Raw genomic sequence first — 24,603 nt, 5'->3', positions numbered from 1 at the left:
GTTCATGCCGGCGTATGCAACGCATTGCGCCACAGTGCTGACGTAGATTAGGGAACCTGGGGAGCCCAATGAGCAAGTGGTGGGAACTGTACCGGGGTTTGATGCCGGACGACGTGGACCTTGTGTCTTCGAGAGGCACTCCCGGATTGTTGCGCGGATTCTTCCTGAACGAGGACGGAATCCGGGGCCACGCTGAGTTCTCGAAGGTTGATCTCCGAAAACCTGCAATAGCCTTATCAGCTGTTGCCCTTGCAACAGGTCTAGTTGGCGGTATAGCAATCACAAAGAATGCCCCACGGATCAAGCGCTGGTGGGGCGACGAGGTAATCCCCGCCGCCCGAGCGGGCTGGAAATGGGTCGCTCGTCAGCAAGGCGAGGATGCAAACGCCGCAACGGGGACAACCTTCCTGACTCCGGCGGCGCGTGAAAGCTTATCCAGAGAAATCGACGTCGCACTGGACGAGAACAAGACCAGCATGAGCAGTGCGGAGGCTCAGCGGTATCTTCTCGAGATCCTCATGGCAGCGTCGATCATCGCCGACCGAGTCCGAGCCCTGTCCAACGCCCGCATCGAAGATGACGCCGGTCTTCCGGAGCTGAAGGTGGCGATGGAGAAGCTCACGACCCAAGACGTGACAGACACGATCAATCGCATGCTTGCGGCAGACACTTCGATGCTCGACGACGAGACATCCAAGATATTCGTGGACGTCTTCGGCGGCGGTCACATTGTTGACGGCAAGTACGTGCCGTTGACAAATGAGCGAATCAAAAAGGTGATGAGCCTTGATCCTCGGACGGATGACCCGCTTTCCTGATTGTCAGTATTGCCTGCGTCATTCATCCGATCGGGCGCGCGAACCACTATCTATGACTCCAATAGATGTACGCGGCCGAAAGGTGCAATAATGAGCGAAAGATTTCCGGACGTTGATTGGTTCTGTGACCGTTGCCATGATCACCTGAACGCCCAGGATGGATTCGACGACAACAAGTACACGTGGAAGTGCACGAGCTGCAGCCACAAGAACAGCATTTCAAGGGACAACATCTACGACTCTCGGGAAGATTTCCTCGGATCGGAATGAGCTACTGAAGTTCTTGGCCCGCAGCTTCGCGAAAAGCCGGCAGAAACGGCCAGATGCCTTCCGCTCAGGAACACGCTGTTGAGATATTTGCGCGTTCCTGTCGCGGAAGGCACTGTTCGTTAACACTGCTGAGAGCCGTAGCATCAGATGTTCAGCCGACTGTAATCATCTACGTCGACACCGTCCCTACTGGACTGTCTCGGATGCTTATTCTCCCGCCTAAGCTTGATAACCCGTCTTATCACCCTCACTGATGTACGCCATCGCGGCTGTCGCGTTTCCTTAGTGGACCGACGACATCAGGGGGTCTGATGAGCGACACCATGACGCTGTACCAGGAGCTTGCCGATCGGCTGCGCACCGCGAACGTAGCCGAGTCGGTGACCACTCTGGTCCTCGCCGCTTTCCAGGGCGACAACACTCTGGCTGCTGTGCTCCGCGGCGAGCTGCTGCCGACGCTGCCAGCCGCCGCGGCTGCCACCGACGATGGACCGCAGGTGTTCCTGGAGTCAGTGGAGGCCACCGGGTTCCGGGGAATCGGGCCGCGGACTGCGCTTCGACTGCAGCCGGGCCCCGGCCTGACCGTGGTCGCCGGGCGCAACGGCTCGGCCAAGTCGAGCCTCGCCGAATCGATCGAGTACGCCCTCACAGAGGACTCACCGCGATGGGCGCAGCGGCCCGCCACCTTCCGCGACGGCTGGCGCAACCTGCACCACGTCGGCGACCGGGAGATCGCGGTGAGGCTGCGCCTCGGCACCGGCCAGTCGGTAACCGTCCGCCGGTCATGGGCCGCCGGCGTGACTGACCTGGCTGCCGCGACGGTCAGCGTCGCACAGAGCGGCGTCACGCTGCCGACTGGCAACCTGCCGGCCTGGGCCGGCCCGGAAGATCGCCACAGGCCGTTCCTGTCCGCCCGGGACCTGGAACGGGTAGTCACCGCCAAACCCGCCGAGTTGTACGACGCGATCGCCCCGATCCTCGGCTTGGCCCCGCTAACTGCTGCCGACGCCCGCCTACAGGCGCGGCGCAAGGAACACGACGACCGGGTCACGGCGCTCAAGGCCGCGTTCAACGAGCTTCACTCGCGGCTGGGGACGCTGGACGACCCACGAGCTGAGGAGGCCACACGTCTGCTCGGTCGCCAAGCCGGGCGGGCGAAGCTGCCGGAGCTCGCCGAACTGGCCGGTGGCGCCGACGCAGGGGTGGACGCCGAGGCCGCGTCGGCCGCGCGACGGCTCGCGGAGCACGGGCTTCCGGATCTCGGCGGCACAGTCGATGAGTTGGCGGAGGCGGAGGCGGCACTACGCAAGCTCGCCGGAACCGAGGCTGCGATCGCCTACCGGATGGCTGACCTGCTCTGGGGCGCTCTCGAGGTGCACCGCGACCTCGGTGACCAGGCATGCCCGGTGTGCCAGGTGGGCGTTCTCGACACCGGGTGGCGAGAAGGTGCCGAGGAGGAACTCGCGCGGCTGCGCACGGCGACCGAGGCGGTGCGTACGGCAAAGGGGCGGCACGAGACGCAGCTGAAACGGGCGGAGGGCCAGCTCGAGGACGTACGCAAGATCATCGAACCTGCGCTGGGAGCACTATCGGCGCAGCTGCCGCAGCAGTGCGCCGCAGTCGAGGTCGCGTTGGCCTCGCTGACCCTCGACGAGGCCTCCTGGGACGCGTTCGTGACCGCCCACGCCGGGCTGCACGCCGCGGCAGCCGAATGGCTGGCCCGTAGGCACGACGCCTGGCAGGAGCCCGGCGCCGCTCTCCGCCGGTGGGTGGAGGACGCCACGGTCGTCCAGGCCAGGGCGGACGAGCTGGCGCTGCTGACCACAGCGCGCAGGGAGTTGGGCACGGTCATGGACCGGATGCGGGCCGACCGATTCCGGGTAGCCGCCGAGCAGTCCGAGCACATCTGGCAGCTCCTACGCCAGGAGAGCAACGTCGGAGTGGGCGAGATCAAGCTGGGCGGCACCAACACCCGGCGACGTGTCGAGATCCCGGTATCGGTCGACGGCTCGGACGAAACTTCGGCGCTGGCGGTGATGAGCCAGGGCGAGCTGCATGCGTTCGGGCTGGCCCTGTTCCTGCCACGGGCGTGCAGCGAGGCCAGCCCGTACCGGTTCGTGGTGATCGACGACCCGGTGCAGAGCATGGACCCGTCGAAGGTGGACGGCTTGGCCGAGGTGCTGCGTGAGGTGGCACTGACCCGGCAGGTCGTGGTGTTCACCCACGACGACCGCCTGCCGGAGGCGATCCGGCGGCTCGGCGTGGAAGCCGACATCCGCGAGGTGACGCGCCGCGAGGGCTCCATCGTCGAAGTGCGTAAGAACCTCTGGCCGGCCAGGCGTTACCTCGAGGATGCCCGGGCGGTCGCCGTCGCCGGCGACATCCCGGATCACTCGAAGCGTCTGATGGTGGCCGGGTTCTGCCGCTCCGCGATGGAGGCCACAGCGATGGACCGGTATCGCGCCGAGCAGTACGCGGCCGGCACCCCACAGCACGAGATCGACGCTGCACTGAACGCTGCGCACAGCGTGCAGGACAGGTTGACCCTCGGGGTCTTCGGAGATCCGGGGCGCCGTGGACAGCTCTACGGATACCTGAACCGTCTCGGTGTGCCGCGAGCCGTCGACACCGTGCAGGCCGTGGCCAAGGCGGTGCACGGGCAGTGCGACATGGCGACCGCCGACATGGTCGCCAGCACTGAGGCACTGGTGCGGAGGCTGCGATGAGCGAGTGCCTGGAAACCGCGGACCGGCTACTTACCAGCGTCATTCGCGGCGCCCGAGGCGCCTGGCCACGGGCGTGCGCCTGGCTACTCCGGTATGAGCTGGAAGCAGCCATGGATCGCTACTGGCAGCGGGTCTGCCCGGAGATCGGGCAGGCCCGGGCCCAGCGCCCGAAGCTGCTGCTGCTCACCCACTACGCCAGCCCGGAGATCGGGCACCGGACCGGTTACCTGTGGTGGGCCCTGTCCCGGGCCGGCCACCACCACTGCTACGAGCTCGGCGTGACCGCCGCGGAACTGACCCGGCTGCGTGCCGAACTGACCGACGTCGTCGCGCTCCTCGACTCCCGGGAGGTCTCGTCGTGCTGAAACGTGACTACGCCCTGCTGATGCTCGGGGTCGAGGCGCTGGCCGTAGTGGGTGTCGTCTACTACCTGGTGATGCTGGACTTCATGAGCCTCGCCTGGGCGGCATCCATCGCGGTCGCCCTCCCAGCCTGGGTGCTTGCGGTGAAGGCGCCGACGACATGCGGAGTGACCACTCAGGCCGGCGGCCAGTGCAGCCGTCCCGTCAACGGCCTGATCTTCGGCTGTGGGCGGTCCAGCCACACCTGGGCGAAGTTCTTCTCCCGCTTCGGATGGCGTCGCCAGTCGGATCCGAACGCGCCCGATGCTCGCTCCGGCCGTTCGGTGAACGGAGCTGATGGCGTTGAGGTCGTGACGGTGAAGATCGCCGAGGACTGGAAGAGCACGGCGGCGTTCTGGCTCGCCCTCACCGCGACGCTGTGCGCCGTCATCAGCGCCACCGTCGATGCCACCAACTTCGTCAAGGATCAGCAGCCGCCGAGGCCACCGGCCGCCGCGACGACAAGTAACTGAGGTGAGCGTTGCTGGCGCCGGGCACTTCGGCCCGCAGGGTGGCGTGTTGGCCATGGCGTCGGGCGCACGATCCGCTGTCCTGGCAGGTCAAGTCCCGGTTTCCGTACGAAGGAACGTGTTGGCCTGACGATCCACATAGGCGTACATTGCTTCGTCAGTTCGATCATATGTACGAGTAAGATCATCTACAGCGACAGGGACGACTGTGTACGAAGTTGATTTCCTCAAGGTGGAGAACGACAACCAGAACGGCGGCAAGAGCGGCGACGCCATCACCATCCGATTCACCGTAGAGTCCGAAAGACGGGAAGCGGTCGTCGTGATCGATGGCGGCCGGGGCTACACCAGCGAAGAGATCGCTGAGCACATCGAGCGGTACTACCAGACCAGGCATATCGACCTGATGATCTCCACTCATCCCGACGCGGACCACCTGGACGGGCTCGCCGGCGTGATCGAGGTCCTCGATGTCGATGAGCTGATGATCCACCAGCCTCGGCTGCATACCACCGACGTATCCGACTTCTCGAACCTGGAATCGCTGGACAAGCTGCTCAGTACCGCTCGCGCCAACGGGGTGATGCTGAGCGAACCGTTCACCGGGGTGACGCGGCTCGGCGGGCAGTTCACCATCCTGGGTCCGTCCCGCTCTTACTATGAGGAGTTGCTCGCGCAGCACCTGCGTGAAGAGCGGTCGAAGGCGCTGTACGCCGCGGGCACGCCGTTCCGGCAGCGGGGGATGAACCTACTCGAGCGCAAAGCGTATGGGCTGCCCGCGGAGACGCTCACCGACGAAGGCGAGACGAGCGCTCGTAACAACTCGTCGGTGATCAGCCTGCTGACCGTCGGTGGCGAGCGGATGCTGTTCACCGGAGACGCCGGTACCCCCGCCCTGGAAGCCGCCGCGTCATACTACGAGTCCACTATCGGGATGTTCCCGTCATACCCGCTGAGTTTCCTACAGGCCCCGCACCACGGCAGTCGCCGGAACCTGGGACCGACCATCCTGAACCGGATGATCGGATCACCGATCGCGCCATATCCCGGTTCTCGCGTGGCGTTCATCAGCTCCGCTCTCGCCGCACCGAAGCATCCGTCGCCGAAGGTCGTGAACGCTCTGACCCGCCGCGGCTGTTTCGTGGCTGCGACCGAGGGCCGCAACATCTGCCACACCGGGGACGGCGCGCCGTCCCGGCCCGGCTGGGCCACCCTCGCTCCCCTTCCCGCGCTGGTGGAGGACGACGATGACAACTGAACTGGCGCCGAATCACGAACAGGGCGGATCATGACTGGCCTGCTGCAACTGGTCACTGACCAGTACAGTCGCAAGGCCAGGTTCCTGCCCGCCGTGCTGGTCGTGGCCCCGGTCTGTGTGCTGGCGGGCCTGGCGATCCCGGTAGCGACTCAGATCGGAACCAAGGTGGCGGCCTTGGCTGCGGCCTGTCTGCCGTTCCTCGTCTCGCAGATCGTCCGAGACCGCGGGCTGCTGATCGAATCCCGCCTGTTCGTGGCGTGGGGCGGCCGACCGTCCGAGGTGCTGCTGAGGTGGCGCGACGCTCCGTCAAGAACTGCCGTCGAACGCCGGCACCGGCTGGTCGAGACCCACTTCGGCATTGCGCTGCCGGATGCAGCTGCGGAGGCCGCTGACCCGGCCGAGGCAGACGCCGTCTACGCGATCGCCACGGCAGCGCTTCGAGAGCGTACCCGCGATCGGGACCGCTTCCCGCTGGTGTTCGCTGAACTCGTCGCTTACGGATTCCGGCGCAACGGCTACGCTTGTCGCCTTCCCGCGATCGCGGTCTGCATGCTGACCGCAGCAGGGACCGTGGTGTTGGCCCGCTGGTCGGTGGTTCCGTTGGGCTGGAAGCAGCAGACCGGCCTGATCTTTTTCGATGCATTGTGGGCTGCCGTTTGGTGGTTGGGTTTCACGCCAGTTGCAGTGCAACGCGTGGCGCAAAAGTACGCCAACCAGCTCTTCGTCTCGCTGGAGAACCTCAACACGGGACCGGTCAGCAACTCACAGCCCACGGAGCCATAGCCGCCGGCCACCTCCAGCAAGTTGCGACATCGGGCACGAAGCGGCGCACTAAACGGGCAAATGGCAAACACGGGCCGTGAGAGCCTGATCCACCAGCAGGCGGGCCATCTGGCTGCGCTTGGCGTCGTCTGGTAGCGACGCGAAGCCAGCCAGCCAGCCGAGCTTCGGCGTCCAGCACATCCCATGCGTCCACGGAGAAACCACAGCGTCACGGGCGACTCGCCGGCGACCCGTTCGAAGTCGTCGAGGTCGCGAGCGACGATTGCCTGCAAGGCAGCCAGCGCGGCGTACCGGTTGCCGAGGCGCGGAGGCCGTGCGGTCGAATCACCCGATGCACCCGGGTGACGAGGTTGATGATCGTCTTGTCGCCGATCCACTCGTCATCAGCATTCCGAGTCGAATCTCGGGCGGCCGGAATCAGCGGCTGATCTATACGGTCCGAAGCGAATGAATCGGCGCATGAGACTCGAGGTGGGACCTGTCGTTTGCGAGTGCCCGGATCAGCCACTCCTCGACCGCGACCGGGCCGCGTCGTTGGTATACGCGATACATGCTGGCGTCGAGTCGCACAGCGAGCACGTCGACTTCAGCGGAACTCAGGATGGCCAGGCGCTGTCTGCATACGGCACGAAGGCGCTGCTGCTCCTCGGTCAACGTCGTAGGCAGATCCGGTAGACCGCCACCGTCGAGCAACTCCACGAGGGGCAGCGCCACCGGGTCCATCCCACCGTCCCGGTAGAGAGCCTGCAAAGGGTGCGAGAGGCAGCTCGCGAGCTGGTCAACACGGTCTGGGCCGAGCGCAATCAGCCGGTCCTGAGCCTTGATGAGCCTTGCTCGGAACTCCGCGGATGTTCTGAGCTGAGCAGCACCGGTCACCGTCCCGGATGAGTATTGGTCCCTGGTAGCCGGTGGTCCCAGACGATCAACCCTAGACGCATACAGCCGGCAGACGTTTCGAACCGCTCCAGCGTCGATCGATGGCGGTGCGGTGGCCTGCATGAGCAGTTTCCTCAGGTCCCATCCGCGCCGAAGCTGCGCGATCACCGCCTCACGCAGACGCGGCCAATCATCATGCTCGCTTTTGATGCGGTCACACAGTCTCTGCTCGCCGTGCACCTCCAAGGCTGCGTACAGCAGCAGGGCAGCTTCCTTGACCTCATTGACGTCATCTGCCGGGGCTGGACTGGCCTGATGGTCCGCATGCACTTCGCCGCTCACGAGATGGGCCGGAAGCATGAGCTGGTAGACCGAGCAGTCCGAACGGCCCCGCCCGCCGGGTTGGTAGGCCAGGAAACCCGCTTTTTCCAGGATCCTGACATGGGCGGTGAGTGACTTGCGGTCCTTCCACACGCAGGACTCCATCAGCTTCGTCCGGGACACGCGGGCGACTCCCGTCCTGCCGTCGGCGAAGGTCGCCAGTACCAGGGCGAGCATACGAGCCTTTTGATCGAGCTCGTTCTCGACGATCGGTCGACGGACTCCGCGCTCGAAACTGAATCGGTCCACTGCCACCCCGGCTACCTAGGTGGATGCCGATCCGGCCATGGCGGATGCGGTGATGGACGACATGCGGCCCGGCGGCGTGCTGTGCATGGTTTGCCCTTGGGGTAGGCGGACGCTGACGGAGAAGACCGTGCAGCGCCTACCGCATCACGCCACTGACCTGCCTTGTGGATTACGTCACCGCCGACCCCGTGAACGAGGTTGGATGGGTTGTCATGAACAAACATGAACGGGGGGATGAGCTGATCCCTCCTTTACCGGGATGAGCTGATCCCCCCAAGCCACTCGCTCGATCCCCCCAAAGGCCATCACGCATCCCCCCACGACCGCAACGCCGATCAAGAACCGGTTCGGGCGCTTGATGGCCACCGTTGTTCAGATCGCCGACGGCACCGTTCGCAACATGCCCGAGCGAAGGTTCGTGGACCAGGCGGTGTCGGCCTTCGATGCGGTGCTCCAGGACCGCTAGATGAAGATGGCGCTCCTCCGATCCGAGCACTTCGGCATAGGCGTGCCGAGCAGTGGCTCGATCGTGTGAGATCACCCCGCACCCGATACTGAAGCCCGTTCCGCAAGCCAGATGGCGTGATCGACCATCCACGGCGTGACCGGACGGCGGAGGCGTTCCGTGAGCTCCTCGGCCACCTCGGTCAGCAGGTGGCGCGCTTCGTCAGGGGCGATGTCGGAATGGAACCGGGCGAGCCACCTCAGCACCATGCGATCCGGTTTGATCAGGTCGTCGCTGCCGCACAACATCCACAGATAGCCGCGGCGGATGCCATGGTTTCCGTCGCCTGGCACCGCGGACAACGCGCGGTCAACCGTCGTCCAGGCTTCTACTGGGCCAGCCAGCAGCATCTCGGCTGCGGCAAGGTCGACGATCTCGTGTTCTACGAGTGTTTCGGCATACCGCAGCACAGCATCAGCCCGGAGGATACCGTTTCTCGGGGACGTGACTTGTGCGTTCGTGTCTTCCATAAGCGCCTTCGCGTCGCCATACCGCGCCAGCAAATACGGCAATGGAACCGGGTCGGCTTGCGGGAAGGCCCCCGTCGGCTGAGTGTCGCCGAACACCGCCGCGACGCGTCCGACCAGGGGAACCACCACGCTGTAGTAGCGAGTATTGAGAGACCAGACGGCGTCCAGGACGCAATATGTGAGGCTGGTCCACCTACTGTCACGCGCCTGCGGGTCAAGCGCCGCTACCGCATCACCGATCGCCAACATGGCGGACACCGTACCTACCAAGATTTCCGATGGAAATGGGTCTCGGCTACCCATATGGCTACATATAGCTCATCTACTGCGGGAAGGAGCCACTATGTACGCGAAATCTGAAGGACCACAGGAGGCGGTTCTCGGCCGACGAGTGGCCTAACGAGCCGAATCGTTTGGGATCTACGCAGACAGCCGTTTGGACGATCGACGACCTGATGCCGAACCTGCATATCATGCGGGAACGCACCACGTGTCGGGGGATATATGGCGTCTTCTATCAATGACTGGTACGACAACGCAGCCAGCAGACGCGACGGTGGGTTCAGTTACGATCCCGAAAACGACGATCCCATCGACCATACGCCGGACGCATGGCTCGACCGTCTTCCTCAACGCTCCACCCCTGCACTTCGCCGCCCCGTGCCATCGAGGCGGAAAGAGTCTCCGCCAACAAGCGGCAGGCCGTCGGCACGGCGAAGCACGGACGCCGCCACACCTGGTGAACTCACGCGGGTCGCGCGAGCCGTACATGCGCGCCGACCCGACATCAAGATTGACCGGTTGACCGAAGAACTGCGTGAGAGGTTCGGCTGGCCAACGCTGAATGTCGCTCGGGTGGCCGAGGCGCTCGGCAGGAAGCGCGGCACAAGCCTCGTCGATGATGCGCGGAAGATCATGACGTCGATACCAGGGATCGGCCCAAAGAAGCTCGCCGCACGGTTACGAGAACTCGGCTGGTCCGGCGCGACCGCATCCTCCATCCAAGCCATGCTGCAGAAGACGCCGCGGACATCACCGACATCCGAGCCGCGTCCTACCGCGCGCCGGAAGCCGGGTCCGAAGCGCGACGAGGGTTGGATTCGCGAAGTACATCCCGGAGTCCTCCGCGGGAGCGCACCGGCTCCTGCGGCGACCACACCCCGGACGCACAAGACGGGGCCACTGCCGAAGAAAGCACGAGTTGAGCCGCCACGGAAATCGACGGGTAGGGCTCAGCAGCAACCGAAATCACCGAGTAAGGCCCAGCAGCAAGCGAAACGTGCTCAGAGATCGCAACCGAATCCGCCGATGAACCGGTCTGGCCCTCAGAGATCTCTCGACGTCCGCGAACGCCCGGACGTCCCCACCTGCCACGGCTGCGGCCGGATGATTTCAAGTCTCGGCTACTGCGGCTGCTCCTGACGGCCGCGTGACTACCGGCCAGCAAGACGAGTCGGACGCTCGCATCTCATTCACAGCAACACGCGTTCTCAGCGCCCAGGATGTCCGAATCGGCCACGCCGGCACGCTCATCGCAGCCGCTCCCGGCCTTGGCTGGCTAGGTGGTGATCCGTCGAAGCCCAGCACTGTGACATGGACTCCGAACGCACTCCTGCCCACCAGGAGTACTCGGCTCGGGCGGCCAACCGGCTGATCATGGACGGCCTCACAGCCGATCAGCACGGCGCCGGCTCCGGAGCAGCGCGCTGGAACCGAAACTCGGGGTCGCCCGGTCGGGCTATTCATCAGACGATCGGCATGTCGATGCACTTTAGTGCACCGAATCGGCGATACGTTTCCTCCGTCCAGCACCACGGCATCGACTCGACCTGGCACGCGCCAGCGGATCGATGCCCCCGCCGAATCGAGTGACGGCGGCACAACACCACATTCCCGACGAGGAAGCCATGAACACCGACGAAGCCGAGCCTTCGCTGCCACGAACTGAGGCAGCCGACGGGGGTGCCCAGACACCCAAGAAATCCTGGCGCCATCCGGTCAATGGTGCGAGCAAAGCGCTTCGCGCCTTTACGGCGGGCCGGCGGATAGCCGCTCGCTACAACTCCGTGTGCGCTAGATGCGACAGGCCCATCGCGTCCGGGGAGGTGATCGGTCGTCTCCCACGTGAGGTCGCTCGGTACGGCGACCCCGGCTGGGTCTGCCTCTCGTGCCAAACCACAAGCCAGGCCTCGTTCGACATCACCATGCAGCACGTCATCGCGCGGGTCTACCTGCGCTGGGCGGCGGGCAAGCCAGTGGGGCTGAACAAGGGGGAAGTCGAGACTCTCTGCGATGCTGCATTCCATGCGGATGCCGAGTTGGAGCCCGCGACGAGGTGCAACGCCGACGACCGCGACTTCGATCCCGTTCGCCCGTCGGCACCCTGGCAGGGCTGGGATCAGTTCGACGCGTCGATCGAAGAAATCGTCGGGCACTTGGTCGATGCGGTGAACTATCAGTTCGCCTGCTCGCTCAGCACTTCCAACGTCTTCGTACTCTTGTCGCACCTCATTGAGCACACCTGCACGTGCGGGCAGCACATCCCGCCGGATCTCTTGTGCGTGTACGAGCTGATGGAGATCGTGAACGCGTGGGACAACCTCGACTGGCACCACCCAACTCGGCGTGGCGGCCAGGCGGCATTCGCTCGCCGGTTCCCGACGACCACTCTGCCAGCGCTTCCGAGTTGAAGCTGAAAGGCGATCCATCGAGCCAGGCCGCCGTGTCACAAGAGCCGTCACACAAGGCGTCACATACGGTGCGCCGTGCCGTGCCGTCGGGTGCCGCCGCACCGGCACCCGACGGATCATGACACTGCTTACTGACGCAGGCTATGATGCCTCTGGCCTGCGGAAACGCGGGCCGCAGGCTATTTGAGGAGCTGCCGTGCCATCACAATGCGCTGGACCTGATTGGTTCCCTCGTAGATCTGGGTGATTTTGGCGTCTCGCATCATGCGTTCGACCGGGTAGTCGCGGGTGTAGCCGTAGCCGCCCAGCAGCTGGACCGCGTCGGTGGTGATTTCCATCGCGGCGTCGGAGGCGAAGCATTTTGCTGCGGCGCCGAAGTAGGTGAGGTCGGCGTCGCCTCGTTCGCTCTTGCCGGCGGCGACGTAGGTGAGCTGGCGGGCGGCTTCGAGCTTCATGCCCATGTCGGCGAGCATGAACTGGATGCCCTGGAAGTCGGCGATGGCCTTGCCGAACTGTTTGCGTTCCTGGATGTAGCCCTTGGCGAAGTCGAGGGCGCCCTGGGCGATGCCGATGGCCTGGGCGGCGATGGTGACGCGGGTATGGTCGAGCGTCTTCATGGCCGTCGCGAAGCCCGTGCCTTCGTCGCCGATCATGCGGTCGGCGGGGATGCGTACGTTGTCGAAGTAGACCTCGCAGGTGGGGCTGCCCTTGATGCCCAGTTTCTTCTCGGGGGCGCCGAAGGTCACGCCCTCGTCCGATTTCTCGACGACGAAGGCCGTGATGCCGCGCGACCGGGCGGTCGGGTCGGTGACGGCGAAGACGGTGTAGTACTCCGAGACGCCCGCGTTGGTGATCCAGCGCTTGACGCCGTTGAGGACCCAGAAGTCGCCGTCGCGGACCGCGCGGGTGGTCATCGAGGCGGCGTCGCTGCCGGCTTCGGGCTCGGAGAGGCAGTAGGAGAACATCGCCTCGCCGGCCGCGACCGGAGTGAGGTAGCGCTGCTTCAGCGATTCGGAGCCGGCCAGGATCAGCGGCATCGTGCCGAGCTTGTTGACGGCCGGGATCAGGGAGGAGCTGGCGCAGGCGCGGGCAACTTCCTCGATAACGATCGCGGTGGCGAGGGCGTCCGCGCCGGCTCCGCCGTATTCGGCCGGGATGTGCGGGGCGTGGAAGTCGGAGGCGCGCAGGGCGTCGTACGAGGCCTTGGGGAATTCTGCGTTCTCGTCCGCTTCTGCCGCGTTGGGCGCCACGCGGGCGTCGCAGACCTCACGGACCGCGGCTCGGATGGTCTCGTGATCCTCCGGCAGCTGATACACGTCGAAATCAGACATGACTCGCCCTTCCCATGACGCGGCGCACCTTAACGCTGGCTATGTTACCGACGCGTAGGGTACTCGCACTATCCTTCGGCGCGGACGGCGATCGAAAAGCAGGGTCGACGCCGTGCGATGGTGAGTGCCCCGGCTGACTGGAGTTGACAGCGTGACCATCCCGTACCCGACGACGCCGTCAGTGCCCGTGTTCTCCGAGATCGAGGTGCCATCCGGCGCCGCGCGACCTCGGCTCGCGTTCCTGGGAACCGGATACCTCGGCGCCACGTATGCGATCTGTTTCGCGGAACTCGGGTATGAGGTGCTCGGCTTCGACATCGACGCCGCGAAGATCGGGAAGCTGTCCGCGGGACAGGTGCCGTTCCACGAGCCCGGGCTCGACACGCTGCTGCAGGCCAACCTGGCGTCGGGGCGGCTGCGCTTCACCACCTCCTACGAAGAGGTCGCTGAGCACGCGGACGTGCACTTCATCTGCGTCGGGACCCCGCAGCGTGGGGACGGCATGGGCGCCGACCTCGCGTACGTGGAAGCCTCTGTCACCAATCTTGCCCGCCACCTGAAGCGACGCGCCCTGATTGTCGGGAAGTCGACGGTCCCGGTCGGAACGGCCGAATGGGTGGAGCAGCTCGTTGCGAAGCACGTGCCTGCTGAGCTCGGCATCGAGGTCGCGTGGTCACCGGAATTCCTGCAGGAGGGCTTCGCAGTCGAGGACGTGCTGCGGCCCAACAGGATCGTCGTCGGCGTCAAGAGCGACTGGGCCAACGGCATGCTCTACGCGGCGCACAAGGGCGTCTTCGACCTGGCCGCGAGCGAGGAGCGCGAGGTCCCGCTGGTGGTGACGGACTTCGCGACCGCCGAGCTGGTCAAGGTCGCGGCGAACGCGTTCCTGGCCACGAAGATCAGCTTCATCAACGCGATGGCCGAGGTCTGCGAGGTCGCCGGCGGTGACGTCACCCAGCTCGCCAAGGCGATCGGCTACGACCCGCGGATCGGCAATAGGTTCCTGCAGGCCGGGGTCGGTTTCGGGGGCGGCTGCCTGCCGAAGGACATCCGGGCGTTCCAGGCGCGGGCCCAGGAGCTGGGCGCGGGCGAGGCGCTGCGGTTCCTGCACGAGGTCGACCTGATCAACCTGCGCCGCCGCAGCCGGGTGATCCACCTCGCGGCCGAGCTGCTCGACCGCCCTGCCGGGCCGGCCGGACCCGATCTTTCCGGGACCCGGATCGCGGTGCTGGGTGCGGCCTTCAAGCCCAATTCCGATGATGTACGCGACGCGCCCGCCCTCGCCGTCGCCGCCAGCCTCGCCAAGGCCGGTGCCGACGTACGCGTCTACGACCCCCAGGGCATGGAGAACGCGCGCGCGGTCCAGCCCGGGCTCGCGTACGAGAGCTCGATGAACGACGCGGTCGCCGGCGCCGAGCTGGTGTGCGTACTCACAGAGTGGGCGGAATTCCGCAATGCGGACCCGAACGCCCTCGGCGCCCTCGCCGGAGCCAAGCGGGTCATCGACGGCAAGAACTGCCTGGACGCGGTCCTGTGGGCGCGTGCGGGCTGGGAGTATCGCGGAATGGGCCGGCCCGCGCCAGCCCTCTAGAGACTGACCGTTTTCCGGCCCCGGCCGCGAACCTGTCGGGTTCGCGGCCGTTTCCATTGATCTCCCCCCTGTGGAGACTGTTCTAATGAGATGTCGGAAGGGCATCTCGGGGCGAGGGGAGTGCCGTGGCTCAGGCGCAGAAGCCGGACGAAGGCTACGACGAGGAGCTGGGCCGGATCGAGGCGTCCATCGCGGAGCTGAAGATCCAGGACATGGCGGCGGCCAAGGAACGCTCCAACATCGCGAGCAAAATCCAGGCTGCCCAGTTCCAGCGCGACATCCTTGCCCACGCCAACCAGCAGAAGAAGCGGGCCACCTCGACCCGTCGCTCGCGCCGCCGGGTGGCGGAGACCGAGGGTCCGCCTCCGCCCGCCGGCAAGCCCGGGGTCATGACCGACGGCGCCACCGTGCTGGTCGACGACCCGCCGCCCACCGAGGAGCCGCCGCCCCCGCCGCAGGCGAGGTCGCAGACAGCCCCGCCCCCTCCCCCGCCGCCGGGTGCGCCGCCCCGCCGGACGAGGCCGCCCAGGGTCGCTCCCCTGCAGCCCGAGCCGCTCCCGGGGCACGCACCGGAGACGTCGTCGCAGTGGGTGCAGAACATCCTGCTCGGGGTCAGCGCGCTGGTCCTGGGCGTCGCCGCGGTGGTCTTCGCCGGTGCCGCCACCAACGCCGTCGGCCGGGCGCTGATCCTCGCGCTGTTCACCGCCGTCGCCCTCGTCGCCGCCCCGGCCATCGCCCGGCGCGGACTGACCTCCACCGGCGAGACCCTGGCCGCGGTCGGCCTGGTCCTGCTCCCGATGACGCTGTTCGCGTTGCACGGCAACGCGATCTTCGGCGGCGACGCGGTGCCCGGGCCGGTCTTCCTAGGGGTCACCCTGCTCATCACGGCGGCAGCCAGCTTTGTGTACGCGGGTGCGACGAAACTCGCCGTGCCGCGCTACGCAACCGTTGTGGCCGTGCAGCCGGTTGCGCCGCTCCTCGCGTACCCGATCATTGAAAGCCCCGCAGGCTGGGCCGGCGCGCTCACCGTGACCGCGGTCATCGATCTTTTCCTGCTCACGACCGTCATCCGGCAGGGCCGGCTGCTGCCGCGCTGGCCGGTCGGGCGGCCGGCGGCGGCGGACCGGGCGGCTGAGGCCGACGCCCGCGCCCTCGGCGAGCAGGACTTCGACGACGCGCTGTTCGACACGCCGGCACGCCCGGAGACCCAGCCCGAAGAGCCCGACCTGATCATCAACGGGATGAGTGGCCGGCGGCGGCCGCGCTGGCTGCCCACCCGCATCTTCCCCGGCCCGCGCCCGGCCGGGGCGCCCGCGGCCGGATCGGTGCCGCTCGCCGCGCCCGCCTCGCCACCGACGGCGGGCTTCCTGCGGCAGGTCACCTATGTCCTGCTCCTGGTCGCCGCGGCCGCCGCCCTGCTCTACGGCACCGGTGGCCTGCTCGGCGCCGACACCGTGCCCGACGCGCTGCGCTCCGGCGTGATCCTGATCCTCGCCGCGGTGACCGCCGCCGCGGCCGCCCGCATGGTCGACCACGTCCTGGCCAGCAACATCGCGGGCGCCGTAGTGACCCTGGCGATCATCCTCGTCTGCGCCCGGATCGCCGACGTGGCGACCCCGGCCTGGACCATGGCCGCCGCTGCCGCCGCCGTCGCGCTCACCGGTGCGATCGTGGGCCTGCTCCCCGACGAGGTGCGTCGCGGCCCGCAGTTCGCGTCCGCCGCCGCGCTCACCGTCATCGGCCTGTTCATCGCCGTCGACGCATTGCGTGCCGCCTTCGCCCCGGTGCAGGCCGCGCGCCCGGTGTGGAACGCCGACACCGCCGCCTATGCCGACCGCATCGCCGCCGCCGCGGGTGACTACGGATGGATGCTCGCGTTCAGCGCGCTGCTGCTCACCCTGGCCGCCGCGCTCGCACTCCCGGCCGAATACCGGCGGGAAGGCGCGGTCATCGGGGTCGCGCTGACCGCGCTGTCCCTCCCGTCGTCGCTGGCTCTGCCCTGGTCCACCGCGCCGTGGCCACTGGTCATCGCCGCGATCGCGATCGGTGCGGTGGGTCTGGTCGCGCCGGCCCGCCGGGTCGCCATCACGCACATCGCGGTCGCGGGTGTGGTCGGGCTCTTCGGCGCGGGCGCCGCCCTCAGCGCGTCGTGGCTCACCGCGGCGGTCCTGACCGCTCTGGCCGGCGCGGGCGTGATGGTCGCGGTCGCTGCCCGCCAGATCCCGATCCGGCTGTACGCGTGGCTCGTCGGCGACTGGGCCTCCGGAGCCGCCGCCCTCGCGATCCCCGGTGCAGTGGTGACGGCCGTGCTCGCGACGAAGGACCCCGGTGGCGGTCCCCCGCCGACGGCAGCGGTCACCGTGCCGGCGCTGGCGCTCGGCTTCCTCGCCGTGGCCGGCACCCTCACCTACGCCGCCGTCTTCCAGGTGGCCCGCCGCGAGGTCAGCGTCCCGATGACCGCGGGCGCCGGCCTGGGCGCGCTCGCCATGGCCTCCGCCGCGCTGTTCGCCCCGGGCTCGACCGCGCCGGACATCTGGGTCGGTGCGCTGCTGCTGGCCGCCGCACTGCTGCTCTTCTTCGCCAAGTCACTCGACAACGGACGCCGCGCCGACCGCATGCTCGACGGCCCGGACATCGCAGCCGCCGCGGCCACCGTCGCCATCTGCGGGGCGCTGGCCCGGATCGCCGCGCTCGCCTTCCCCACGGCCCCGCTGGCCGTGGCCGCGGTGGTCGTGCTCATCGTCGGGTTCGGGGTGCGGGCGCTGCCCGAGGACTGGCGTCGCGGCCCGGTCTGGGGCCTCGCCCTGGCCGGTCTGGTCGTCACCGCCATCGCCGCGTGGCAGGCGCTCGGTCTCGGCCTGCGGATCATCTCCGCCCCCGGCCCGATCTGGGCGTCCGACGTCAGCAACATCCCCGGCAACGTCGCCGGCAACGCGTGGCAGGCCCCGATCGCCCTGATCATCGTCGCCATCGCGGCGGCACTCGCCCTGCCCCGACCGTGGAAGCACTACATCAGCGGCGGCGCGGCCGCCCTCGCCACGATCGGCGCACCCGCCGCGTTCGGCCTGCCCTGGTGGTCGCCGCTGCTCATCGGTGGCGCGGTCGCGCTCGCGTTCGGGATGGGCGCCATCGCCGCCACGGACCCGGTCGCCGCCCTGTCCCGGGCCGGGGTCGCCGCTGTGGTCTCCCTGCACGCGGCCGGCGCGGGTCTCGTGCGGCCCTGGTCGACGGCGCTGGCGCTGGGCTTCATCGTCCTCACCGGCGCGCTGGTCGCCTGGCTGTCCCGCGCCGACCTGACCCCGGAACGCCGCGAGGAGTGGATCGAGCGGGCCCGCACCGAGGACGGTGTGGCGATCTCCCTCGACGACACCGGCATGCCCCGGCACCGCGCCCAGATCGGCGGCGCGGCCACGATGGGTGCGCTGCTCGCCGCGCCCGGGGTGCTGGCCGCCGCGGCGGCGAACCAGGGCCAGACCGCGCAGGTCGTGCTCATCGCCGCGGTCGCCGGGTCCAGCCTCATGCTGGCCCTGCTCGCGCTCGTCGCCACCTGGGTGCCGCAATACCTCCCCTGGGCCACGGCCGGCCTGGTCGGCGGTGCCACGGTCACCGCCATCGCCTCGATCCCCAGTGACTACCCGACCGCCCTGTACGCCGCGGCAGCCGCCCTGATCGGCGTGATCGCGGAGCTCCTGCGCGGCTCCGTCCGCGCACCGGGGATCACCGTCGCCGCACCCCGCTCCGCGCCCGGCTTCACCACCCGTTACGGCCGCTCCCGCTGGTCCACGATCCGGCCGAGCGGCCTGCGCGAACGCTGGATGGTCGACCCTGCCACCGGCGCGGTCTGGGTGGCCGCCCTGCCGACGCTGCTCGCCCTGCTCTCCATCGCACCCGCGCTGCGCGCCGCCCTCTTCGACCCGTTCCAGCAGCTCAACGCGGTGTGGGACGGCCCCGTCGACGCGCTCACCAACCCGGCGTCCGGCAGCGTCGACGGCACCAGCGTGCTCGCCGCCGTGCTCCTGACGGTGGCCGCCGCGCTCGCCGCGCTGGGCTTCGGCGCCCGGCCGGCCGAAGCCGTGCCGGTGATCCTGCCGGGGCTCGCCATCACGCTGCTGATCGCGCCCGTCGCCCTGCACGCGGCCTGGCCGGCGGCGACCTCGGCGGCCCTGGTCGTGTTCACCATCTCCATGCTGGGCCTGGCACTGACCCCGCCCCCGGTCGCCACCCACGCCGCGATGCTCCGGACGACCCGCAACATCGTCTTCGTCATCGGCCTGCTCGCGGGCGGCGCCGGGCTCGCCGGCAGCCTCGCCACCGAACAGCTGACCCTGTTCACCCTCGGTGCCGCGGTCGGCGTCGGGCTCGTCGGCGCGATCGCCGGGCGCAGCCGCCAGGCCCGCATCCTGGGCTGGATCTTCACCGCGGTGATGGGCCAGTTCTTCGTGCTCACCGTCGCCCTCGTCGCCGGTGTGCGCCCCGAGTGGGCGGCCTTCGGCGTCCTCGCCGTCGGCGCGGCCCTGCTGATCCTCGAGTCCACGCTGCCCCGCCTCGGCCTGCCCGAATACCGCCTCGAAGCAGCCACGGTCGAGTGGAGCGGCTACGCCTCCGCCCTGATAGCGGGCGCCCTCGCCTACGACTCCCCCGCCCACCTCGCCGCCCTGCTGGCAGCCTGGGGCGCGGTCCTCGGCCTGGCAGCGACCCGCCCCGGCCGCTCCCCGGCCCAGCGCCGCAACCTGTTCTGGCTGGCCGTCGGCTTCGAGATCATCGGCATCTGGCTCTTCGTAGCCCTCGCCGACGTGGCCCTCCCCGAGGCCTACACCCTCCCGTTCGCGGCGCTCGCCCTGCTCGTCGGTGTGCTGGAGGCCCGCCGCCGACCCGACCTCAGCAGCTGGTCGGCGTACGGTCCGGCCCTGCTCGCGGCCTTCGTCCCGACCACCGGCCTGGTCATCGCCACCGACGCCGGCGACCTGCGCGAGCTCCTGCTCCTGCTAGGCGGCGTCGCCTGCCTGATCATCGGCTCCCGCCTCCAGCAGCAGGCCCCGGTGGTGATCGGCGCCGCTGTCACTGCCATCGCCACCATCCACTTCGCCACCACCCTGGTCGGCCCCTGGCTGGTCCTGGTCCCGGTCGGCGTCATCCTCCTCTTCCTGGGCGCCACCAACGAAAACCGCCGCCGCACCCAGGACCGCCTCCGCGGAGCCCTGGTCCGGATGCGCTGATGATCTAACTTGGAGGCAATGCGCATCCCACCGCTACCGGCGCCCGCCGCGCCGCTCACCCCCGGCCAGATGAAGCTGCGCACGGTCGGGGACCGCCCATCCGAGGTGACCAAACCAATCACGGTCAGCGCGTACGACCCGGAGTGGCCGCACATGTACGCCCGCGAGGAAACCCGCATCCGTGCCGCGCTGGGCGACCGGGTCATTGCGCTCGACCACGTCGGCTCCACAGCGGTGCCCGACCTGCCCGCCAAAGACCGCCTGGACATCGACCTGATCGTCGCCGACCCCGCCGACGAGAACGCCTACGTCCCCGACCTGACCGCGGCCGGCTACACCCTGCGCACCCGCGAGCCCCACTGGTACGAACACCGCTGCCTCTGGACCGACTCCCACGACGTCAACTTGCACGTCTTCGGACCCGACTGCGACGAATACCTGCGCCACCTCATCCTGCGCGACTGGCTCCGCACCCACCCGGCAGCCCGTGACCGCTACGCAGCCCAGAAGTACGAGGCCGCAGCCGCCCACCCGCTCTCGATGGCCAACTACGTCGGCAGCAAAGCCGCGGTGATCGTCGACATCCTCAAACGGGCAGGCCTCCGCGACTGATGGCCACGCCCGTAACCGTCATCCGCGACGGCGCCATCCGAGCCGCGGGCCACCGCGACGGCGCGGCGATCGCCTACGACTGGGGCTTTCCGTGGCACGGCGAGGAGAAGCTCCAGCGCAGTTTCATCCTGCTCGACACCGGATTCCAGATCAACCAGCCGGTCATCTTCCCGGGCCAGCAACGCGGCTGGTGGTACTGCGACCTCGACGAATACGGCGACGCGATCGCCGCGGGGGAAATCGACGCCGCTGCGGGAGTCGACGGGCTCCGGCGTACACAAATCTTCCTGGACGGCACCTCAACCGCCGCCACGACACCCGCCGCGACTCCTGGCCCGACTTCCCACCCCGCGCCATCGCCGGCCTGGCAGCTCTACCCTTCGACCCGCAGTGGGAGCTTCTGCACCTTTGATCAGCTACCCGAGGGTGTCGCCGGTGAGCAGCAGCGGCGTCAGCTCGGCGTTGTGCGAGGCGGCGAGATCCGGGCGGGCCATGTACTTCGCCGGCGTGCTCTGGAACAGCACGATCTTCCCGTCCTCCACCACGACCGTATGAACGGCGTTCAACGCCGGGTCCAGGTCGTACGAACCGGGCGGCACCACGCCCACGATCGCGTACAGCAAACGGTCATCCCGGATGCGCCGAACCTTGGCCACGTAGGAGCCTCCTGCCGGAACCTCCACCCCGCCGGTCTGGCCGCCGTCGAAACCGATCAGCAGCCCGCCGTCCGCGAACAGCACCGCGGCTGCTTCGGCATCTCCCGCATTCCAGGCATCCAACAGCCGCCCGTACACAGCCGTGATCTCAGCACTCATGCCAACCATCCAAACACCGCCACGAACCAACCGCGCAGCAGACCCGTCGGCGACGAAAACGGCACTGACCACCGTCGCCATCACCGTCGCTGAGCGCGGTCACCGCAGCCAGGTCACCCAGCGTGGACAACCTCCGTGACGCTACGAACAGCCCCGACCCCCACGACCACACACCGTGAGCGTCACACGCGCAAATCCAGGCAGCCTACGATCTCTGCACAGGGAGGCCACGACAACAGGGCAGGGCTACGACAACAGGGCAGGGCTACGACAACAGGGCAGGGGCTACGACATGAGCCGCTTGCGCAGCGCCTCGTCCTTCTCGGCAACAACCTGCTCGAGGTTCGCCTGGAACGCCTGCATCTTCTTGAGCAGCACCGGATCGGACGCGGCAAGAATCCGCACGGCCAGCAGCCCGGCATTGCGCGCCCCGCCGATGGACACAGTCGCCACCGGAACCCCAGCCGGCATCTGCACGATCGAGAGCAGCGAATCCATCCCGTCGAGATACTTCAACGGCACCGGCACACCGATGACCGGCAACGGCGTCAGCGCCGCGACCATGCCCGGCAGATGCGCCGCGCCACCCGCTCCGGTGATGATGACCTTGAGCCCACGATCAGTGGCCGACGTCGCGTAGTCGACCATCTTCTGCACCGTACGGTGAGCGGAGACGACGCCGACCTCGAACGGGACCTCGAACTCGGCAAGGGCGTGCGCCGCGGCCTCCATCGTGGACCAGTCGGAGTCGCTTCCCATGATCACGCCGACAACGGGACCCATCACGAACCTTCCTGAAGCCATCGGGCGGCGCGAACCGCTCTGGCGCGTACGGATGTCATGTCGTCACCGAGGACCGTGACGTGACCGATCTTGCGGCCGGGACGCACCTGCTTGCCGTAGAGATGAACCCGCGCGCCGGGGTCCTCGGCGAACAGGTGGTGCAACCGCTCGTCGATCGACATACCGCCGGGTTCGCCGCCGAGCACGTTGGCCATGACCACAGCCGGCGCGGTCAGCGACGTCTCGCCCATCGGATAGTCGAGCACGGCCCGCAGGTGCTGCTCGAACTGTGAGGTCCGCGCGCCTTCGATGGTCCAGTGCCCGGAGTTGTGCGGCCGCATCGCCAGCTCGTTGACGACGATCCCGTTGTCGGTCTCGAACAGCTCGACAGCGAGCAGCCCGACCACCCCGAGCTCGTTCGCCAGGTCGATGGCCAGCTGCTGCGCCTCGACGGCCAGCTCCTCGGCCAGCCCCGGCGCGGGCGCGAGCACCTCGACACAGATGCCGTCCTGCTGCACGGTCTCGACGACCGGATACGCGGCGACCTGCCCGAACGGCGACCGCGCGACCAGCGCGGCCAGCTCCCGCCGCAGCGGCACCTTCTCCTCGACGATCAACGGCGTTCCCGTGCTCACCAGGTCCGAGGCTGCCTCGAGACCGCCGAGCATCCACACGCCGCGCCCGTCATACCCACCCCGAACAGCCTTGGCGACAACCGGCCACCCCGTACCGCCGCGAGCTTGGGCAACCGTAGAAGCAAAGTCCGAAATGTCAGCGGCCGACGACACCGCCCGCCACAGCGGAACAGGCGCCCCCATGGCAGCCAGCCGCTCCCGCATCTGCTGCTTGTCCTGCGCGAACAGGATCGCCTCAGCGCCGGGATAGATCTTCACACCCTCGGCGGCCAGCGCGGCGATATGCGCGGTGGGCACATGCTCATGGTCGAAAGTGACCGCCTCGCACCCCTTCGCGAACTCCCGCAGCGCAGCAAGATCGGTATGGGTCCCGATCCGCACATCGGCGGCAACAAGGGCGGCACTGTCGTCAGGCTTCTCGGAAAGAACCCGCAACGACTGACCAAGGGCAATCGCGGCCTGGTGGGTCATCCGGGCCAACTGCCCGCCACCCACCATGCCGACAACAGGAAGACCAGTTCGATTATCCATCGCCCCACCAGCCTATCGACCGCCGGACGTGAGTGATTCCCGAGGTAGCGAGGTTCACAAGTACGCGCTACGACCCCGACAAAAGCACCACCCACGTCACCGCCTGTCCGGCCGGGCCGTAACCACTGGAGCCGCTGCCGCCCCTTCCGGCATACGTGCTCCACCACTGCCCACGGGACAGCACCCTCCAGAGACCGCAGCCGGACTCGAACCGGCGTGAACCGCTTTGCAGGCGGCCCCCTCACCACTCGGGCATACGATCAAGCTTCTCCCCTCAATGTGCGCGTCCCTGGTGCCGACCCAGGTATGCCCGAAGGCGGCGGTTTTACAGACCGCTGGACGTGCCGACGTCCACGACGCGCTTGCCCCACAACCGCTCCGCGAGGAGCAACGTGCCCGCACCAGGGATCGAACCTGGGACCTTCCCGGTGTGAACGGGACGCTCTCCCGCTGAGCCATACGGGCGGGAAAAAAAACGCTCCGGCGGAAGGACTCGAACCTTCACCTGTACGCATTAACAGTGCGCTGCCCTGCCATTGGGCGACGCCGGAATGACACTTACGTATCGCCGGCTGGATTCGAACCAGCGACCTCCGCCTTATCAGAGCGGCACTCCAACCATCTGAGCTACAGCGACATGACCAAAAAGAACGCGGAGAGCGGGAGATTCGAACTCCCGGTAGAAGCCATACGACCCCTACGGCGGATTAGCAATCCACTGCCTTAAACCAGACTCGGCCAGCTCCCCTTCGTGAACCCCGTGAACCCGTGGACCCCGTGGACCCGTGGACCGTCGGGGAGTCGAACCCCGCACAGAGACCTTGCGAAACTCTCCTGCGCACCAGCACCCAGCCCTGGAAAACAAAACGTGTCCCCGGCGCGATTCGAACGCGCACTGACGACGCCCTCGACGTCGCGCCTCTACCGTTGGGCTACGAAGACATCAAGCCGCGGACCCACCCGCAACCCGTGGACCTGGACGGATTCGAACCGTCGACCCCCGGCATGCCGCGCCGGTGCGCTACCACTGCGCCACAAGCCCAAAAAATATTGCTGTCCACTGTGCAGTTTCTCAATTCATGTGCCCCGGACCCTGCCGTGGACAACAAAAAACCGCCCGATCCCACGTGCGGGGAGGGCGGCGTTAGAACGCTAGCAACTGCTAGCCACGCCACCACCCAAGGGCATAATT

Annotated in this window: 16 protein-coding genes and 7 tRNA genes; 10 read left to right on the top strand and 13 right to left on the bottom strand. The window is 67.7% G+C overall.

Annotated elements, in window-relative coordinates; genetic code table 11:
- Positions 1-101: 101 nt before the first annotated feature.
- The 6 genes from Aco04nite_RS26720 to Aco04nite_RS26695 all read left to right on the top strand — a co-directional run bounded on the left by Aco04nite_RS26720 (position 102) and on the right by Aco04nite_RS26695 (position 6,726).
- Positions 102-818: a hypothetical protein gene (locus tag Aco04nite_RS26720; RefSeq protein ID WP_213000005.1), complete on the top strand. Its 717-nt coding sequence runs from the start codon at positions 102-104 to the stop codon at positions 816-818.
- A 581-nt stretch (positions 819-1,399) separates the two neighbouring features.
- Complete coding sequence (locus tag Aco04nite_RS26715) at positions 1,400-3,814, top strand: AAA family ATPase (RefSeq protein ID WP_213000004.1); 2,415 nt, start codon at positions 1,400-1,402, stop codon at positions 3,812-3,814.
- Between the two features lie 110 nt (positions 3,815-3,924).
- On the top strand, positions 3,925-4,179 hold the full coding sequence (locus tag Aco04nite_RS26710; RefSeq protein ID WP_244876312.1) for a hypothetical protein: 255 nt from the start codon (positions 3,925-3,927) through the stop codon (positions 4,177-4,179).
- Positions 4,173-4,688, top strand: coding sequence for a hypothetical protein (locus tag Aco04nite_RS26705; protein WP_213000002.1), 516 nt, complete (start codon positions 4,173-4,175; stop codon positions 4,686-4,688). Before Aco04nite_RS26710 ends, Aco04nite_RS26705 begins: the two co-directional genes overlap by 7 nt.
- Before the next feature lie 229 nt (positions 4,689-4,917).
- Positions 4,918-5,943 carry a ComEC/Rec2 family competence protein gene (locus tag Aco04nite_RS26700; RefSeq protein ID WP_213000001.1) on the top strand — a complete coding sequence of 342 codons (1,026 nt, stop codon included), beginning with the start codon at positions 4,918-4,920 and terminating at the stop codon, positions 5,941-5,943.
- Positions 5,944-5,973: 30 nt separating this feature from the next.
- Positions 5,974-6,726: a hypothetical protein gene (locus Aco04nite_RS26695; RefSeq protein WP_213000000.1), complete on the top strand. Its 753-nt coding sequence runs from the start codon at positions 5,974-5,976 to the stop codon at positions 6,724-6,726.
- Positions 6,727-7,155: 429 nt separating this feature from the next.
- On the opposite strand, the gene Aco04nite_RS26690 is transcribed toward Aco04nite_RS26695, so the two are convergent.
- Positions 7,156-8,238 (bottom strand): hypothetical protein, encoded by a 1,083-nt coding sequence (locus Aco04nite_RS26690; protein ID WP_212999999.1) that lies wholly within the window; start codon positions 8,236-8,238, stop codon positions 7,156-7,158.
- 531 nt (positions 8,239-8,769) lie between these two features.
- Entirely contained in the window at positions 8,770-9,456 is a 687-nt protein-coding gene (locus Aco04nite_RS26685) for a DUF8548 family protein (RefSeq protein ID WP_212999998.1), read from the bottom strand.
- A 1,658-nt stretch (positions 9,457-11,114) separates the two neighbouring features.
- Between Aco04nite_RS26685 and Aco04nite_RS26680 the strand changes: the two genes are divergently transcribed.
- Positions 11,115-11,897, top strand: coding sequence for a hypothetical protein (locus Aco04nite_RS26680; RefSeq protein ID WP_212999997.1), 783 nt, complete (start codon positions 11,115-11,117; stop codon positions 11,895-11,897).
- A 179-nt stretch (positions 11,898-12,076) separates the two neighbouring features.
- Here the strand turns inward: Aco04nite_RS26680 and Aco04nite_RS26675 are convergent, their stop codons facing one another.
- The gene (locus Aco04nite_RS26675; RefSeq protein WP_212999996.1) at positions 12,077-13,228 is read right to left on the bottom strand and encodes an acyl-CoA dehydrogenase family protein; all 1,152 of its coding nucleotides are present in this window, start codon (positions 13,226-13,228) and stop codon (positions 12,077-12,079) included.
- Positions 13,229-13,379: 151 nt separating this feature from the next.
- Here Aco04nite_RS26675 and Aco04nite_RS26670 point away from each other — a divergent pair, with 151 nt between their 5' ends.
- The 3 genes from Aco04nite_RS26670 to Aco04nite_RS26660 all read left to right on the top strand — a co-directional run bounded on the left by Aco04nite_RS26670 (position 13,380) and on the right by Aco04nite_RS26660 (position 20,647).
- On the top strand, positions 13,380-14,819 hold the full coding sequence (locus Aco04nite_RS26670; protein WP_212999995.1) for a UDP-glucose dehydrogenase family protein: 1,440 nt from the start codon (positions 13,380-13,382) through the stop codon (positions 14,817-14,819).
- A 125-nt stretch (positions 14,820-14,944) separates the two neighbouring features.
- Positions 14,945-20,035, top strand: a complete 5,091-nt coding sequence (locus Aco04nite_RS26665; RefSeq protein ID WP_212999994.1) for an SCO7613 C-terminal domain-containing membrane protein — start codon at positions 14,945-14,947, stop codon at positions 20,033-20,035.
- 18 nt (positions 20,036-20,053) lie between these two features.
- Positions 20,054-20,647: a GrpB family protein gene (locus tag Aco04nite_RS26660; RefSeq protein ID WP_212999993.1), complete on the top strand. Its 594-nt coding sequence runs from the start codon at positions 20,054-20,056 to the stop codon at positions 20,645-20,647.
- 416 nt (positions 20,648-21,063) lie between these two features.
- On the opposite strand, the gene Aco04nite_RS26655 is transcribed toward Aco04nite_RS26660, so the two are convergent.
- The 10 genes from Aco04nite_RS26655 to Aco04nite_RS26610 form a co-directional block, all read right to left on the bottom strand.
- Positions 21,064-21,462 (bottom strand): nuclear transport factor 2 family protein, encoded by a 399-nt coding sequence (locus Aco04nite_RS26655; protein ID WP_212999992.1) that lies wholly within the window; start codon positions 21,460-21,462, stop codon positions 21,064-21,066.
- A gap of 285 nt (positions 21,463-21,747) precedes the next feature.
- Entirely contained in the window at positions 21,748-22,245 is a 498-nt protein-coding gene (gene purE / locus Aco04nite_RS26650) for a 5-(carboxyamino)imidazole ribonucleotide mutase (protein ID WP_212999991.1), read from the bottom strand.
- On the bottom strand, positions 22,245-23,411 hold the full coding sequence (locus tag Aco04nite_RS26645; protein ID WP_212999990.1) for a 5-(carboxyamino)imidazole ribonucleotide synthase: 1,167 nt from the start codon (positions 23,409-23,411) through the stop codon (positions 22,245-22,247). The genes purE and Aco04nite_RS26645 overlap by 1 nt, the downstream gene beginning before the upstream one ends.
- Before the next feature lie 191 nt (positions 23,412-23,602).
- Positions 23,603-23,673: transfer RNA gene (locus tag Aco04nite_RS26640), tRNA-Cys, on the bottom strand.
- Positions 23,674-23,804: 131 nt separating this feature from the next.
- A tRNA-Val gene (locus Aco04nite_RS26635) sits at positions 23,805-23,876 on the bottom strand.
- Positions 23,877-23,889: 13 nt separating this feature from the next.
- Positions 23,890-23,962, bottom strand: a tRNA-Asn gene (locus tag Aco04nite_RS26630).
- A gap of 12 nt (positions 23,963-23,974) precedes the next feature.
- Positions 23,975-24,048: transfer RNA gene (locus Aco04nite_RS26625), tRNA-Ile, on the bottom strand.
- A gap of 16 nt (positions 24,049-24,064) precedes the next feature.
- A tRNA-Ser gene (locus tag Aco04nite_RS26620) sits at positions 24,065-24,159 on the bottom strand.
- 121 nt (positions 24,160-24,280) lie between these two features.
- Positions 24,281-24,353, bottom strand: a tRNA-Leu gene (locus Aco04nite_RS26615).
- A gap of 28 nt (positions 24,354-24,381) precedes the next feature.
- Positions 24,382-24,453: transfer RNA gene (locus tag Aco04nite_RS26610), tRNA-Ala, on the bottom strand.
- Between the last annotated feature and the right edge of the window lie 150 nt (positions 24,454-24,603).

Source organism: Winogradskya consettensis (assembly GCF_018332715.1).
In the GTDB taxonomy this organism is placed as follows: domain Bacteria; phylum Actinomycetota; class Actinomycetes; order Mycobacteriales; family Micromonosporaceae; genus Actinoplanes; species Actinoplanes consettensis.
Note: the sequence above shows the minus strand (reverse complement) of the source record. Positions and strands in the feature narration are given on the sequence as shown.

What these genes read in the sequence shown, in the direction of transcription:
- Aco04nite_RS26720 (WP_213000005.1), top strand. Translation starts at nt 102, where the DNA reads ATGCCGGACGACGTGGACCTTGTGTCTTCGAGAGGCACTCCCGGATTG.
- Aco04nite_RS26715 (WP_213000004.1), top strand. Translation starts at nt 1,400, where the DNA reads ATGAGCGACACCATGACGCTGTACCAGGAGCTTGCCGATCGGCTGCGC.
- Aco04nite_RS26710 (WP_244876312.1), top strand. Translation starts at nt 3,925, where the DNA reads ATGGATCGCTACTGGCAGCGGGTCTGCCCGGAGATCGGGCAGGCCCGG.
- Aco04nite_RS26695 (WP_213000000.1), top strand. Translation starts at nt 5,974, where the DNA reads ATGACTGGCCTGCTGCAACTGGTCACTGACCAGTACAGTCGCAAGGCC.
- Aco04nite_RS26685 (WP_212999998.1), bottom strand. Translation starts at nt 9,456, where the DNA reads ATGTTGGCGATCGGTGATGCGGTAGCGGCGCTTGACCCGCAGGCGCGT.
- Aco04nite_RS26680 (WP_212999997.1), top strand. Translation starts at nt 11,115, where the DNA reads ATGAACACCGACGAAGCCGAGCCTTCGCTGCCACGAACTGAGGCAGCC.
- Aco04nite_RS26675 (WP_212999996.1), bottom strand. Translation starts at nt 13,228, where the DNA reads ATGTCTGATTTCGACGTGTATCAGCTGCCGGAGGATCACGAGACCATC.
- Aco04nite_RS26660 (WP_212999993.1), top strand. Translation starts at nt 20,054, where the DNA reads ATGCGCATCCCACCGCTACCGGCGCCCGCCGCGCCGCTCACCCCCGGC.
- Aco04nite_RS26655 (WP_212999992.1), bottom strand. Translation starts at nt 21,462, where the DNA reads ATGAGTGCTGAGATCACGGCTGTGTACGGGCGGCTGTTGGATGCCTGG.
- purE (WP_212999991.1), bottom strand. Translation starts at nt 22,245, where the DNA reads ATGGGTCCCGTTGTCGGCGTGATCATGGGAAGCGACTCCGACTGGTCC.
- Aco04nite_RS26645 (WP_212999990.1), bottom strand. Translation starts at nt 23,411, where the DNA reads ATGGATAATCGAACTGGTCTTCCTGTTGTCGGCATGGTGGGTGGCGGG.